This is a genomic window from Sulfuricystis thermophila, from assembly GCF_004323595.1.
In the GTDB taxonomy this organism is placed as follows: Bacteria; Pseudomonadota; Gammaproteobacteria; order Burkholderiales; family Rhodocyclaceae; genus Sulfuricystis; species Sulfuricystis thermophila.
Window position 1 is genome coordinate 541,225 of the sequence record NZ_AP019373.1, and the last position, 15,029, is coordinate 556,253.

Sequence of the window (15,029 nt, forward strand, 5' to 3'; positions counted from 1 at the left end):
CGCCGGCCTTATCCGTCCGGGACGGGATGATAGAGAAACAGCCGCGTATTCCGGCGATCGGCGACTTCGATCGTGGCCTCCGCCGGCTGGCCGGGCACCGCGAAGCTGTTGCTGATCAACAGGGCGCCCGGCGACATCTCCCGTTGCGCCTTGGCCCAGAGCCTTGGCATCGGCGCCGGTGACAGAAAGGCATACACCACGGCATGACCGCCGAGGGATACGCTCCAGAAATCACGCCGCAGGATCGTCACGTTGGGAAGGCCCGCGCAGCGTAACCGGGCGACGAGCCAAGGGAGCGGCGCATGCTCGATGCCGGTGAACAGACAGTCGGGTCGGGCCAGCGCCAGCCGGCGCAGCAGGCCGCCATCGCCACAACCCAGATCGAGGATGCGACAGGGCGTGTCAGGCAATCGTTTCAGCAACGCCGCCGCGGTTGCCGCATTGGTCAGATAGAGCGGTACGCGGCTCTGATCGGTGCGCCAGAAGACGAGCAGCAGCAGAACGAAAGCGGCGAGGAACCAGCCGGGGGCGATGTCGAGTCCATGCACGATCACCCCCAGCGGCATGAAGCCGAGATGGATCGGAAGCCACCAGCGCGGCGAGTGGAGCTTGAGCGCAATCATCGCTGCCAGCCCGCCCTGCAAGAGCGCGATCAGCAGCGGAATGCGCAGGAAATCCGCCGACGAAATGCGGCTCAGACCCGCGACGAACAGGAAAGTCGCGGCAGCACCACCGAGCTGCGCGAGCACTGCCGTGCGCAGGGGCGATGGTTCAGGCGAGGAATTGCGCACGGGCGTTTTCCCTCTGCTGCCGTGCCGCTAGCGCCGACTTTTCGCGCACCGGGCCGAAGCCGCGCACCAGTTCCGGCCAATTGGCGAGCGCATGAGCGGCGGGCAGCCTGCCGGCATCGAGGTGGTCGAGGATCAGCGCGAGATCGTCCTCGTACTCCGCGATCAGTTGCCGGGCGAGCCGGCGTTCCGGGCTGTGCGCGAAGACATCCCAGCGCGTGCCGCGCAGCCGCCTCATCCCAGCCAGCCAGCGCAATGCCGTCATCATCCAGGAGCCATAGCGGCGCTTAATCACCATGCCGGTGTTCGGATCGGGCCGTGCCAGAAGCGGCGGCGCGAGATGGAAATGGATGCGGACAGCGCCCTCGAATTGCGCGGCGACGCGGTCGAGGAAATCGGTCTCGGCGTAGAGGCGGGCGACTTCGTATTCGTCCTTCACCGCCAAGAGCTTGTAGTAGTTACGCGCCACGATCAACGCGAGCGCTGCGTCTGCTGCCGGGTGATTGCGCACCGCCTCGACGCGGGCCCGGTAACGCTCGGCCAGCGCGGCATCCTGATAGGCGGTGAGCCGCTGCATGCGGTCGCTCAATAGCGTGTTAAAAGTCGGCGCTGGCGAGACGGCACGGCGGGGCAGCAGTTCGGCAATACGGGCCGGCTCATGAGCCACGACGCGCCCCCAGCGGAAGGCACGCAGATTCATCGCCACATCGGTGCCGTTGAGTTCGATCGCGCGCTCGAGCGCTGCGCTGCTCACCGGAATCAGCCCGCGCTGCCAGGCGAAACCGAGCAGCAGGGGGTTGGCGGTGATCGCATTGCCCAGCAGCCGGGTCGCCAATGTCGTGGCGTCGATGGATGCGAAGGCCGCACTGCCGATCGTCGTGGCGAGCGCGGCTTCGATCTGCGTCAGCGGAAAGCGCCACTCGGGGTTGGCAGTGAATTCGGCGGTCGGCGTCGCCGCCGCATTGATCGCGGCGCGTGTGCGGCCGGCGCGCATCTTCGACAAGGCTTCCGGCGAGGCGGCGACGATCGCGTCGGCACCGAGCACTACATCGGCGTCGCCGCTGGCGATGCGCGGCGCATGGATCGCTGCGGGGTCGTCACAGAGGCGCACATGCGAGAACACCGCGCCGCCCTTCTGCGCGATACCCGTCATGTCGAGCACCGAAACCCCCTTGCCGTCGAGGTGCGCCGCCATGCCGATCAGCGCGCCGAGCGTGACGATGCCCGTGCCGCCGACGCCGGTGATCAGGATGTTGAAGGGCTGTGGCGTCGCAGCCAAAGTCGGCGCTGGCGGAACGGCAGGTTCGATGTCGAGCGCGCTGCCCTTGCGCAGCCGGCCTCCCTCGATCGTCACGAAGCTCGGACAGAAACCCCTCAGGCACGAATAGTCCTTGTTGCAGGCCGACTGGTCGATCGCTCGCTTCGTGCCCAGCGGCGTCTCGACCGGCACGACGGCGAGGCAATTGGACTGCACCGAACAATCGCCGCAGCCTTCGCAGACCTCTTCGTTGATGAACACGCGCAGCGGCGGGTCGGCTAGCCTGCCGCGCTTGCGGCGCCGGCGCTTCTCGGCCGCGCAGGTCTGGTCATAGATCAGCGCCGAGACGCCAGGGCAATCGCGCAGTTCCTTCTGAACCGTGTCGAGCTCATCGCGGTGGCGCACCAGCACGCCATGCGGCAGCTCGCTGTGACGCCAGCTGCGCGGCGTGCCATCGGTGACGACGACGATGTGGCCGACGCCTTCGGCACGCAACTGCTGCGCGATCTGTGGCACGGTCAGGCTGCCGTCGACCGGCTGGCCGCCGGTCATCGCCACTGCATCGTTGTAGAGGATCTTGTAGGTGAGGTTGACTTTGGCCGCGACGGCGGCGCGCAGTGCGAGGATGCCGGAGTGGAACCAGGTGCCGTCGCCGATATTGACGAACACATGGCGGGTTTCGGTAAAGGGCGCCTGGCCGATCCAGGCCGCGCCTTCGCCGCCCATCTGCGCGAAGGTCTCGGTGGCGCGGTTCATCCAGGTCACCATGAAATGGCAACCGATGCCGGCGAGCGCGCGCGAGCCCTCCGGTACGCGCGTCGACGTGTTGTGCGGGCAGCCGGGGCAGAACCAGGGCAGGCGTTTGGCCGGCAGGGTCGGGGTGGGACGACGCTCGACGGCTTCGATCTGTGCCAGCCGTTCGCGCACGAGCGCATCGTCGCCGGTGAGGCCTGCGATGATGCGGGCGATCTGCGTCGGCGTCAGCTCACCGGCGGACGGCAACAATGGCCGATCGTCCGCATCCCGTTTGCCGAGGATGCGCGGGCGCTGTGGCAGGGAATAGAGCGCCTCCTTGAGCTGCGATTCGATCAGCGCGCGCTTTTCCTCGACGACGAGCACGGTTTCCAGCCCCGCGCAGAAGCGGCGCATCTGTGTCGGATCGAGTGGCCAGACCATGCCGAGCTTGATGACGCGCAGGCCGAGTGCGGCGGCGCGTTCGGCGTCGATGCCGAGCAAGTCGAGCGCCTGACGCACGTCGAGATAGCTCTTGCCCGCAGCGAGGATGCCCAGCCGTGCCTGCGGCGCATCGAAGACGATGCGGTTGAGCGCATTCGCCCGGCAATAGGCTTGTGCCGCGGCGAGCTTGGTTTCGAGCAGCCGCGCTTCCTGCGTCAGCCGGTCATCCGGCCAGCGAATGTTGAGACCGTCGGCAGGTAAAGGGAAGTCATCGGGAATGACGATGGTGACGCGTTCCGGATCGATCTCGACGGCCGCGGAGGATTCGATGGTATCGGCGACGGCCTTGAAGCCGACCCAGCAGCCCGAGTAGCGGGATAACGCCCAGCCGTGCAGGCCGAGATCGAGGTAATCCTGCACGCCGGACGGGGCGAGGATCGGCATCGCCGCGGCGATGAACGCCTGTTCGGACTGGTGGGCCACCGTCGAGGAGCGCGCCGCGTGATCATCGCCGGCGATGGCGATGACGCCGCCGTAGCGCGCGCTGCCCGCGCCATTGGCGTGCTTGAACACATCGCCGCAGCGGTCGACGCCCGGGCCTTTGCCATACCAGATGCCGAACACGCCATCATGTTTCGCTCCAGCAAACAAGCCGGTCTGCTGCGTGCCCCACAGCGCCGTGGCGGCGAGCTCTTCATTGACGCCGGGCTGGAAGACGATGTGATGGCGGTCGAGATGGCGTTTCGCCTGCCACAGCGCCAGGTCATAGCCACCGAGCGGCGAGCCGCGATAGCCGGAGATGAAGCCGGCAGTGTTGATCCCGGCGGCCACATCCCGTCGGCGCTGCAACATCGGCAGCAGCGTCAGCGCCTGCATGCCGGTCAAATAGGCACGGCCGCGCTCGAGCGTGTATTTGTCGTCGAGCGAAACGTCGCGCATCAGTCCGGCAGCACCTTGCCAGGATTCATCAGATCGTACGGGTCGAACGCCTGCTTGATCGCGCGCATCACCGCGAGCGCATCTTCACCATGTTCGAGCGCCATGAACTTCTTTTTCCCCAAACCGATGCCATGCTCGCCGGTGCAGGTGCCATCCATCGCAATGGCCCGCTCGGCGAGCCGCTGCGCGAAAGCCTGTGCCTTGGCGAACCCTTCTGCATCATCCGGCCGGACGAGGATCAGCATATGGAAGTTGCCGTCGCCGACATGGCCCAACAGCGGCGCCGTGAGCCCGGTGGCCTCGAGGTCGGCGCGCGTGGCCGCGATGCACTCGGCCAGTCGCGAAATCGGCACGCAGACATCGGTGGTGAGCGAACGCGCTCCTGGCTGCAGGTTCAGACAAGCGTAATAGGCATCGTGCCGCGCCTGCCACAGACGCGAGCGCTCCTCGGGCTTGTTCGCCCATTCGAAATCCATGCCGCCATGCTCGGCGGCGATGGTCCGCAGGGCCGCGGTCTGCTCGGCTACACCGGCCGGCGAGCCGTGCAGTTCGAAGAACAGCGTCGGCGCCTCGCGCAGCGTGGTCTTGCTGTAGCGGTTGATGGCGTGGATCGACAAACGGTCGAGCAGTTCGATCCGCGCCACCGGAATGCCGAGCTGGATGGTCTGGATCACGGTATTCACCGCCGCGGCGATGTCGGGAAACGCGCAGACTGCGCTGGCGATCGCTTCCGGCAGCGGGTAGAGGCGCACGGTCAGCTCGGTGATGATGCCTAGCGTGCCCTCCGAACCGACGAACAACCGCGTGAGGTCATAGCCGGCAGCCGATTTCTTGGCGCGCGTGCCGGTCTTGATGATACGCCCGTCGGGCAGCACCACCGTGGCGGCGAGCACGTTTTCGCGCATCGTGCCATAGCGCACCGCATTGGTGCCCGAGGCGCGCGTCGCCGCCATGCCGCCAAGGCTGGCATCCGCGCCTGGATCGATTGGGAAGAACAGACCGGTATCATGCAGCGCGGCATTGAGCGCCTTGCGCGTCACGCCGGCCTCGACGGTCGCGTCCAGATCCGCTGGCCGGATCGCCAGCACGCGGTTCATCCCGGAAAGATCGATGCTCACCCCACCCCTGACGGCGAGCAGATGGCCTTCCAGTGAAGTGCCGGTGCCGAAAGGGATGACCGGTACCCGGTGCTGATGGCACAGCGCTACGGCCGCCGCGACCTCCGCCGTTGATTGGGCGAACACCACGGCATCCGGCGGCAACGGCGCATGCGCGGATTCATCCTTGCCATGATGCTCCCGCACGGCGGCGCTGGTGGAGAAGCGGGCGCCGAAACGGCTCATCAAGGCTGTGCACAGAGAGGCTGGAAGTGATGCGGTCCTGTTCATGGCGTTTCATTCTACGAAACCCCTGCGAAACTTGCTGTGCGGGCGGTCTGCTGCGTTGCGCGGTGCTCGCTCCCTCGCCTATCTATCTGATATGTCTCGGTCGCTGCGCTCCGGGCGCCGAGCTATCATCCCGCTCGCGGCGTTTCGCAGGGGTTTCTCTACGTCCCGGCTGGCCGCTACTACGACGTTTCGTGAATCGGAAACCGGATTGCCATTGACAGCCTCGGCAACTTTCGTGCAAAATGCCGCGTTTTACTGGAGGGGTTCCCGAGCGGTCAAAGGGAGCAGACTGTAAATCTGCCGGCTCAGCCTTCGAAGGTTCGAATCCTTCCCCCTCCACCAGTTCAATGTCTGTAGCAGGCAGCAGATCGGATCAAGGTTGCAATAGTGCAGGCGGGCGGGTGTAGTTCAATGGTAGAACCTCAGCCTTCCAAGCTGATGACGCGGGTTCGATTCCCGCTACCCGCTCCAGGCAGGCTCAGGGTTTTGCCCATGTAGCTCAGTGGTAGAGCACTCCCTTGGTAAGGGAGAGGTCGGCAGTTCAATCCTGCCCATGGGCACCAGAAGTTTTTTCTTTTGATTTAGGGTGATCGATCATGGCAAAAGGCAAATTTGAGCGTACGAAGCCGCACGTGAATGTAGGGACGATTGGGCACGTGGATCATGGCAAGACCACGTTGACGGCGGCGATCACGACGATATTGGCGTCGAAGTTTGGTGGTGAGGCGAAGAAGTATGATGAGATTGATGCGGCGCCGGAAGAGAAGGCGCGGGGCATCACCATCAACACGGCGCATGTGGAATACGAGACGGCGAACCGTCACTATGCGCACGTGGATTGTCCGGGCCATGCGGACTACGTGAAGAACATGATCACGGGTGCGGCGCAGATGGACGGGGCGATCCTGGTTGTATCGGCGGCGGACGGGCCGATGCCGCAGACCCGCGAGCACATTCTGCTGGCGCGTCAAGTGGGCGTGCCGTACATCATCGTCTTCATGAACAAGTGCGACATGGTCGATGACCCCGAGCTGCTCGAGCTGGTCGAAATGGAAGTGCGCGAACTGCTCAGCAAGTACGACTTTCCGGGCGACGAGATCCCGATCATCAAGGGCTCGGCGCTGAAAGCGATGGAAGGCGACAAGGGCGAGCTGGGCGAGCAGGCGATTCTCAAGCTGGCGGAAGCGCTGGACAGCTACATTCCGACGCCGGAGCGCGCCATTGACAAACCCTTCCTGATGCCGATCGAAGACGTCTTCTCGATTTCGGGGCGTGGTACCGTCGTGACCGGTCGGGTCGAGCGGGGCGTCATCAAAGTGGGTGATGAAATCGAAATCGTCGGCATTCGTCCGACGCAGAAGACCACCTGTACCGGCGTGGAAATGTTCCGCAAGCTGCTCGACCAAGGTCAGGCGGGCGACAACGTGGGCGTGCTGCTGCGTGGCACCAAGCGGGAAGAAGTCGAGCGCGGACAAGTGCTGGCCAAACCGGGCTCGATCACGCCGCACACGCACTTCACGGCGGAAGTGTATGTGCTGTCGAAGGATGAAGGCGGTCGGCACACGCCGTTCTTCAACGGCTATCGTCCGCAGTTTTACTTCCGCACCACGGACGTGACGGGGGCGGTGGAACTGCCGGCGGGCGTTGAGATGGTGATGCCTGGGGACAACGTGCAGATGACGGTGAAGCTGATTGCGCCGATCGCGATGGAAGAAGGTCTGCGCTTCGCGATCCGCGAGGGCGGCCGCACCGTCGGCGCCGGCGTCGTCGCAAAAATCATCGAGTAAGGTTTATTTGATGTTCAGGGCGGTGCCTTTCAGGGTGCCGCCCTTTGTGGTCTTTATTGCAGGGGTATAGCTCAATTGGCAGAGCGGCGGTCTCCAAAACCGCAGGTTGGGGGTTCGATTCCCTCTGCCCCTGCCACTTGCCCGATGATTATGCTGATGGACGGAAATGGCCGATAAACTGAAGATTGCCCTGGCGCTGTTGCTGCTCGTGGCGGGAATCGCAGGCTTTTATCTGCTCGCCGAGCAGGCGCTCGTGGTGCGTGTGCTTTCGGTTCTGCTCGGTGTCGCTGCTGGTGTCGCGGTTGCCTGGTTTACCGAGCCGGGGCAGCGCTTCGTGGTGTTTGGCCAGGAAGCAATCGTCGAGGCCAAGAAAGTCGTCTGGCCGACGCGCAAGGAAACCGTGCAGACCACGTTGATCGTCTTCGGCTTCGTGGTCATGATGGCCTTGGTGCTGTTCCTGACGGACAAGACCCTGGAATGGGTTCTCTACGACCTGGTGCTGGGCTGGAAAAAATCATGACGAAACGCTGGTACGTGGTGCACGCCTATTCGGGCTTTGAAAAATCGGTGCAGCGCGCCCTGACGGAACGGATCGCGCGCGCCGGGATGCAGGACAAGTTTGGCAAGATTCTCGTGCCCGTCGAAGAGGTGGTCGAGATGAAGAGCGGCCAAAAAAGCATTTCCGAACGCAAGTTCTTCCCCGGCTATGTGTTGGTCGAGATGGAAATGAACGACGATACCTGGCATCTGGTGAAGAGCACGCCCAAAGTGACGGGTTTCGTCGGTGGCACTGCGACCAAGCCAACGCCGATCACCGAAAAGGAAGTCGAGAAAATCATGCAGCAGATGCAGGAGGGGGTGGAAAAACCCCGTCCCAAGGTGCTGTTCGAAGTCGGCGAGATGGTACGGATCAAAGAGGGGCCGTTTACCGACTTCAATGGTACGGTCGAGGAAGTGAATTATGAAAAGAGCCGCTTGCGTGTTTCGGTGAGCATTTTCGGCCGTGCCACCCCGGTCGAACTCGAGTTTGCGCAGGTCGAAAAAGCATAGAGCATTACCGGCACCGCAGCGGTTCATCTGCGGCACGAGGAGCATTGCCAAGCGGCGATGCGTTATCACTCACTCACAGGAGTAAGTCAACATGGCGAAAAAAATCGTCGGCTACATCAAGCTGCAAGTGCCGGCCGGCAAGGCGAACCCATCGCCGCCGATCGGTCCCGCGCTCGGTCAGCGCGGCCTCAACATCATGGAATTCTGTAAGGCCTTCAATGCCCAGACCCAGGGATTGGAGCCGGGCCTGCCGATTCCGGTGGTGATTACCGCCTATGCGGACAAGTCATTCACGTTCATCATGAAAACGCCGCCGGCGACCGTCCTGATCAAGAAGGCGGCCGGCGTGCAAAAGGGGTCCGCGAAACCTCACACCGACAAGGTCGGCAAGATCACCCGTGCGCAAGCCGAGGAGATCGCGAAAACCAAGATGAAGGATCTGACAGCCGCCGATATGGAAGCGGCAATCCGTACCATTGCGGGTTCCGCTCGCAGTATGGGTATTACCGTGGAGGGCGTGTGACATGGCGAAGCATTCGAAGCGCGTTCGCTCCTTGCGTGCCAAGATTGATCGCAGCAAGAGCTACCCCTTGACGGAAGCATTGTCGCTGGTCAAGGAAAATGCGACGGCAAAGTTCAACGAGTCGATTGACGTGGCCGTGAATCTGGGTGTGGATGCGAAGAAATCCGACCAGGTCGTGCGCGGCTCCGTCGTCCTTCCTGCCGGCACGGGAAAAACGGTGCGCGTTGCGGTGTTCGCGCAGGGTGCCAAGGCAGAGGAGGCCCGTGCCGCAGGTGCGGACATCGTCGGCTTCGACGACCTGGCTGCCACTGTAAAGTCGGGAACGATCGATTTCGATGTCTGCATCGCCACGCCGGATGCAATGAAGGTCGTTGGCCAACTGGGGCAGATTCTCGGTCCGCGCGGCTTGATGCCGAACCCCAAGGTAGGCACGGTGACCATGGATGTCGCTACCGCCGTCAAGAATGCCAAGGCTGGCCAAGTGCAGTATCGTACCGACAAGGCTGGTATTGTGATGTGCACCATCGGTCGGGCATCGTTCACAGTCGAACAATTGCAGCAGAACATGGCTGCACTGATCGAGGCGCTCAACAAGGCCAAGCCGGCTGCTGCCAAGGGGCAATATTTGAAGAAGGTTTCCGTCTCCTCGACGATGGGGCCTGGTGTGCGGGTCGATCAGTCGTCTTTGGCGGGGGTTCAGGTGTAAAGACTTTGGGCCGTTGTCCGGCGGTTCGCGGGCAACGGGTTATCAAAGACCGCAGGTGTTCGCAAGAATTTAATTGCCGGGCAGTTTCGCCGGCGGCCTGCGCAGATGGCGTAACCCGAAGGCAGGAATGCAGATTCCTGAATGAAGGTCGCCGTATCGCCGCCATCGGCATCCGTTGGCGGAGTTTGCAAAGGAGTTGACCGTGGGGCTCAATCTTGAAGACAAGAAGGCGGTCGTCGCCGAAGTATCTGCCGAAGTGGCGGGTGCTCAGTCGATCATCGTCGCCGAGTACCGTGGTCTCGAGGTAGGGGATATCACCGCCCTGCGTGCCGATGCACGTAAGGCGGGTGTGTATCTGCGTGTGCTGAAAAATACCCTGGTGCGTCGTGCCATCGCTGGTACGCCGTTCGAGGGGCTTGCCGAAAAAATGGTCGGCCCGCTGATCTATGGGATTTCCAAGGATCCAGTAGCGGCAGCGAAGCTGTTGCACGATTTCGGCAAGAGCAACCCGAAGCTCGTCGTCAAGGCGGGCGCCATGCCGAATTACGTCATGGATGCGGAAGGTGTCAAGGCGCTCGCCTCGATGCCCAGCCGCGACGAGTTGCTGGCCAAGTTGCTCGGCACCATGCAGGCACCGATCGCCCAGTTCGTCCGTACCCTCAACGAAATCCCGACGAAATTCGTGCGGGGTCTCGCGGCGGTGCGCGACGCCAAAGAGGCTGCGTAATCGCTTTATTGAACCAATTTTCATTCAGGAGTCATCATCATGGCTGTTAGCAAAGCTGAAATTCTCGATGCCATCGCTGGCATGACCGTTCTGGAGCTTTCCGAACTGATCAAGGAAATGGAAGAAAAATTCGGTGTTTCCGCCGCCGCGACTGCCGTCGCCGTGGCTGCTCCGGCTGCCGGCGGTGCTGCCGCTCCGGCTGCCGAAGAAAAGACCGAATTCACCGTCGTGCTGCAGGCGGCAGGCGAAAAGAAGGTCGAAGTCATCAAGGTCGTGCGTGCCGCGACCGGTCTCGGCCTCAAGGAAGCCAAGGACCTCGTCGATGGCGCCCCGAAGCCGGTCAAGGAAGGTATCCCGAAAGCCGATGCCGAGGCGCTCAAGAAGCAGCTGGAAGACGCTGGCGCGAAGGTCGAAATCAAGTAATTGCCTTTGCATCATGGGCTGGCCGCCAATCAGGGTGGCCAGCCCTTTCGCATTGGATTTCCAGAACACAACGAATGTCACCGACAGGTTTCAGCGAACAGCCATCCCCTCGCTGCGGTTGGCTGCCCCCTGAATCCTGACAGACGGAGCGAACATGGCCTACTCGTACACCGAGAAAAAGCGTATCCGCAAGAGCTTCGCAAAGCGTGCGAACGTATTGAACGTTCCATTCCTGCTGGCGACCCAGCTGGAATCGTATACACAGTTTTTGCAGGCGGATGTCCCGCCTGCGAAACGCAAGGATCAAGGCCTGCAGGCTGCCTTCCGTTCGATCTTCCCGATCGTCGCGCATTCAGGCGGCGCGCGTCTCGAATTCGTCGAGTATCGCCTTGGAGAGCCGCCTTTCGACGTCAAGGAATGTCAACAGCGCGGCCTGACGTTCGCTTCCCCGCTGCGTGCCAAGGTGCGCCTGGTGATTCTCGATCGCGAGAGCAGTACCGAGAAGGTCAAGGAGGTCAAGGAACAAGAAGTGTACATGGGTGAAATCCCGCTCATGACCTCGACGGGATCCTTCGTGATCAACGGGACAGAACGGGTCATCGTCTCCCAGCTGCACCGCTCGCCCGGGGTATTTTTCGAGCATGACAAGGGCAAGACTCATAGTTCCGGGAAGCTGCTGTTCTCCGCCCGCATCATTCCCTATCGTGGTTCCTGGCTCGATTTCGAGTTCGATCCAAAGGATCTGCTTTACTTCCGCGTCGACCGCCGTCGCAAAATGCCGGCCACGATCCTGCTCAAGGCGATTGGCATGACCCCGGAGCAGATCCTGGCGACCTTCTTCGAAATAGATACTTTCCATCTCGGGAAAAAAGGCATTCAGTTCGAGGTGGTTCCGGAACGCCTGCGCGGCGAGATTGCCAAATTCGATATCCATGACAAAAGTGGCAAGGTGTTGGTTGCCAAGGACAAGCGCATCACCGCAAAGCATATTCGCGAGTTGGCCGAGGCCGGGATCAAAAAACTCGCCGTGCCGGAGGAATTTCTGCTGGGCCGGGTGGTGGCTCAGAACATCGTCGATCCGACGACGGGAGAAATCCTGGCCAACGCCAACGACGAGATCACTGAGAGCCTGCTGGCCAAGCTGCTGGAAGCTGGCGTAGAGACTCTGCAAACTCTCTATATCAACGACCTCGACCGCGGCCCGTACATTTCCCAGACGCTGCGTATCGATGAAACCGCCGATCAGTGGGCGGCGCGGGTGGCAATCTATCGCATGATGCGGCCTGGCGAACCCCCCACGGAAGATGCCGTCGAATCTCTCTTCCATGGTCTGTTTTTCTCCGAAGAGCGCTATGACCTTTCGGCCGTTGGCCGCATGAAATTCAACCGTCGCGTGGGTCGCGAAGAGGTTACTGGATCCAGCGTGCTTTCCAATCAAGACATCATCGATGTCGTGCGCATTCTCATCGAATTGCGCAATGGCCGCGGTGAGGTCGATGACATCGATCACCTGGGCAACCGGCGTGTCCGTTCGGTTGGTGAGCTTGCCGAGAACCAGTTCCGTGCCGGTTTGGTACGGGTCGAGCGCGCGGTCAAGGAAAGGTTGAACCAGGCCGAATCCGAAAACCTGATGCCGCACGATTTGATCAACGCCAAGCCGATCAGCGCGGCGATCAAGGAGTTCTTCGGTTCGAGCCAGCTGTCCCAGTTCATGGATCAGACCAACCCGCTCTCCGAGATCACTCATAAGCGACGCGTTTCGGCACTCGGTCCCGGTGGTTTGACGCGCGAGCGGGCAGGCTTCGAGGTGCGCGATGTGCATCCGACCCACTATGGTCGTGTTTGTCCGATCGAGACACCAGAGGGACCGAACATCGGTCTGATCAATTCGCTGGCTTTGTATGCTCGCACGAACGAATATGGTTTCCTGGAAACCCCTTATCGCAAGGTTGTCGACGGGCGAGTGACGAGCGAGATCGAATATCTCTCTGCCATCGAGGAAGGCAAGTACGTCATTGCGCAGGCCAATGCGCAACTCGACAAGGATGGCCGACTCCTCGACGAGCTGGTTTCTTGCCGTTACAAGGGCGAATTCGAGCTCAAGGAAGCATCGGAGGTCCAGTACATGGACGTTGCGCCAGGGCAGATCGTCTCCGTGGCCGCGTCGTTGATCCCGTTCCTCGAACACGACGATGCAAACCGAGCTTTGATGGGCGCCAACATGCAGCGCCAGGCAGTGCCTTGCCTGCGGCCGGAAAAGCCCCTCGTCGGTACAGGTCTGGAACGTACCGTGGCGGTCGATTCGGGTACCGCGGTACAGGCATTGCGCGGCGGTGTGGTCGATTACGTCGATGCCAACCGGATCGTCGTTCGTGTCAATGACGAAGAAACGGTTCCCGGCGAGGTAGGGGTCGATATTTACAACCTGATCAAATACACCCGCTCCAATCAGAACACCAACATCAACCAGCGGCCGATCGTCAAAGTAGGCGACGTCATCGAAAAGGGTGATGTGGTCGCAGATGGAGCTTCCACCGACCTCGGCGAACTGGCGCTCGGTCAGAACATGCTCGTGGCTTTCATGCCATGGAATGGCTACAACTTCGAGGACTCGATCTTGATTTCCGAGCGGGTGGTGGCCGAAGACCGCTTCACATCGATTCATATCGAGGAACTCACGGTCGTAGCCCGCGATACGAAATTGGGTCCGGAGGAAATCACCCGCGACATTGCTACTTTGGGAGAGGCACAACTGTCGCGCCTGGACGATTCCGGTATCGTGTACATCGGCGCCGAAGTCGAGGCGGGTGATGTTCTGGTCGGCAAGGTGACGCCGAAAGGAGAAACGCAGCTCACCCCCGAAGAGAAGCTGCTACGTGCCATCTTTGGCGAGAAGGCTTCCGATGTGAAGGACACCAGCCTACGCGTGCCGTCCGGGATGGCCGGCACCGTGATCGATGTCCAAGTCTTTACGCGCGAGGGCATTGAGCGCGACAAGCGAGCCCAATCGATCATCGATGACCAGTTGAAGAGCTACAAGCTCGACCTGGCTGATCAGATGCGCATCGTCGAGCGCGATACCTTTGCACGGATCGAGCGGCTGCTGGTTGGCAGGGTCGCGAACAAGGGTCCGAAAAAATTAGCCAAGGGAACCAAGATCACCAAGGATTATCTGGCTGGTCTCGAGCATTATCATTGGTTCGACATCAGTCTGGCGGACGAAGAAGCACAGCAACAACTCGAGAGTCTGCGTGACAGCCTGGAGCAGACACGCAAGGATTTCGACATTGCCTATGAAGCCAAGAAGAAAAAGCTGACGCAAGGCGATGAACTTCCGCCGGGGGTCCAAAAAATGGTCAAGGTCTATCTGGCGGTCAAGCGCAGATTGCAGCCAGGCGACAAAATGGCCGGGCGGCATGGCAACAAGGGTGTTGTTTCCCGCATCGTACCGGTCGAAGACATGCCTTACATGGAGGATGGCACTCCAGTTGACATCGTGCTCAATCCCCTCGGTGTGCCCTCGCGGATGAACATCGGCCAGATTCTCGAAGTCCATTTGGGGTGGGCCGCCAAAGGGCTTGGCGACAGGATCAACTCCATGCTGCAACGTCAGGCCACGGCAGCAGAAGTGCGCAAAATCCTCAAGCAGATCTATGACGTTTCCGGACGTGATGTGGGGATTGGTAGCATGAACGATGATGAAATTCTCGAACTGGCAAACAATCTGAAGAGCGGGGTGCCTTTTGCGACCCCTGTCTTCGATGGCTGCAAGGAAGAGGAAATTCGTGCCATGCTCGATCTCGCCTACCCGGACGAGGTTGCCAAGTCCCTCAGCCTGACAGAGACGAAAACACAAGCCCGCCTCTATGACGGTCGCACCGGCGAAGCATTCGAGCGCCCAGTCACTGTCGGTTACATGCACGTCCTCAAGCTGCATCACCTGGTCGACGACAAGATGCATGCCCGTTCAACCGGCCCCTATAGCCTGGTCACCCAGCAGCCGCTCGGTGGTAAGGCACAGTTCGGTGGTCAGCGCTTTGGTGAAATGGAAGTGTGGGCGCTGGAGGCCTATGGCGCTGCCTATACGCTACAAGAAATGCTGACCGTGAAGTCGGATGACGTCACCGGTCGCACCAAGGTTTATGAAAACATCGTCAAGGGCGAACACAAAATTGACGCCGGCATGCCGGAATCCTTCAATGTCCTGGTGAAGGAAATTCGCTCTCTGGCGATCGATATCGACCTTGAACGTTACTGATCACCT

Annotated in this window: 11 protein-coding genes and 4 tRNA genes; 12 read left to right on the top strand and 3 right to left on the bottom strand. The window is 61.3% G+C overall.

Annotated elements, in window-relative coordinates:
• Positions 1-8 precede the first annotated feature (8 nt).
• The 3 genes from M52SOB_RS02730 to M52SOB_RS02740 are packed head-to-tail and all read right to left on the bottom strand — an operon-like array spanning position 9 to position 5,504.
• On the bottom strand, positions 9-791 hold the full coding sequence (locus M52SOB_RS02730; protein WP_131110466.1) for a class I SAM-dependent methyltransferase: 783 nt from the start codon (positions 789-791) through the stop codon (positions 9-11).
• Positions 772-4,161: an indolepyruvate ferredoxin oxidoreductase family protein gene (locus M52SOB_RS02735; RefSeq protein ID WP_131110467.1), complete on the bottom strand. Its 3,390-nt coding sequence runs from the start codon at positions 4,159-4,161 to the stop codon at positions 772-774. The genes M52SOB_RS02730 and M52SOB_RS02735 overlap by 20 nt, the downstream gene beginning before the upstream one ends.
• A complete protein-coding gene (locus M52SOB_RS02740) occupies positions 4,161-5,504 on the bottom strand; it encodes an FAD-binding oxidoreductase (protein WP_284155176.1) in 1,344 nt (447 codons plus the stop codon). Before M52SOB_RS02740 ends, M52SOB_RS02735 begins: the two co-directional genes overlap by 1 nt.
• A 302-nt stretch (positions 5,505-5,806) precedes the next feature.
• On the opposite strand from M52SOB_RS02740, the gene M52SOB_RS02745 reads away from it, so the two are divergent.
• From M52SOB_RS02745 to rpoB, 12 genes are all read left to right on the top strand, one after another.
• A tRNA-Tyr gene (locus M52SOB_RS02745) sits at positions 5,807-5,891 on the top strand.
• A 55-nt stretch (positions 5,892-5,946) separates the two neighbouring features.
• Positions 5,947-6,020 (top strand) — tRNA-Gly (locus M52SOB_RS02750).
• Positions 6,021-6,037: 17 nt separating this feature from the next.
• A tRNA-Thr gene (locus tag M52SOB_RS02755) sits at positions 6,038-6,112 on the top strand.
• A 33-nt stretch (positions 6,113-6,145) separates the two neighbouring features.
• Positions 6,146-7,336: an elongation factor Tu gene (tuf, locus tag M52SOB_RS02760; RefSeq protein ID WP_131110469.1), complete on the top strand. Its 1,191-nt coding sequence runs from the start codon at positions 6,146-6,148 to the stop codon at positions 7,334-7,336.
• A 60-nt stretch (positions 7,337-7,396) separates the two neighbouring features.
• Positions 7,397-7,472, top strand: a tRNA-Trp gene (locus tag M52SOB_RS02765).
• Positions 7,473-7,502: 30 nt separating this feature from the next.
• Complete coding sequence (secE, locus tag M52SOB_RS02770; protein WP_131110470.1) at positions 7,503-7,856, top strand: preprotein translocase subunit SecE; 354 nt, start codon at positions 7,503-7,505, stop codon at positions 7,854-7,856.
• Complete coding sequence (nusG, locus tag M52SOB_RS02775; protein WP_131110471.1) at positions 7,853-8,386, top strand: transcription termination/antitermination protein NusG; 534 nt, start codon at positions 7,853-7,855, stop codon at positions 8,384-8,386. Before secE ends, nusG begins: the two co-directional genes overlap by 4 nt.
• 91 nt (positions 8,387-8,477) lie before the next feature.
• On the top strand, positions 8,478-8,909 hold the full coding sequence (gene rplK / locus M52SOB_RS02780; RefSeq protein ID WP_131110472.1) for a 50S ribosomal protein L11: 432 nt from the start codon (positions 8,478-8,480) through the stop codon (positions 8,907-8,909).
• 1 nt (position 8,910) lies between these two features.
• The gene (gene rplA / locus M52SOB_RS02785; protein ID WP_131110473.1) at positions 8,911-9,615 is read left to right on the top strand and encodes a 50S ribosomal protein L1; all 705 of its coding nucleotides are present in this window, start codon (positions 8,911-8,913) and stop codon (positions 9,613-9,615) included.
• Between the two features lie 202 nt (positions 9,616-9,817).
• Positions 9,818-10,342, top strand: a complete 525-nt coding sequence (gene rplJ, locus M52SOB_RS02790) for a 50S ribosomal protein L10 (RefSeq protein WP_131110474.1) — start codon at positions 9,818-9,820, stop codon at positions 10,340-10,342.
• A 39-nt stretch (positions 10,343-10,381) separates the two neighbouring features.
• Entirely contained in the window at positions 10,382-10,765 is a 384-nt protein-coding gene (gene rplL, locus M52SOB_RS02795) for a 50S ribosomal protein L7/L12 (protein ID WP_126444098.1), read from the top strand.
• Between the two features lie 154 nt (positions 10,766-10,919).
• Positions 10,920-15,023, top strand: a complete 4,104-nt coding sequence (gene rpoB / locus M52SOB_RS02800; protein WP_131110475.1) for a DNA-directed RNA polymerase subunit beta — start codon at positions 10,920-10,922, stop codon at positions 15,021-15,023.
• The last annotated feature ends 6 nt before the right edge of the window (positions 15,024-15,029 follow it).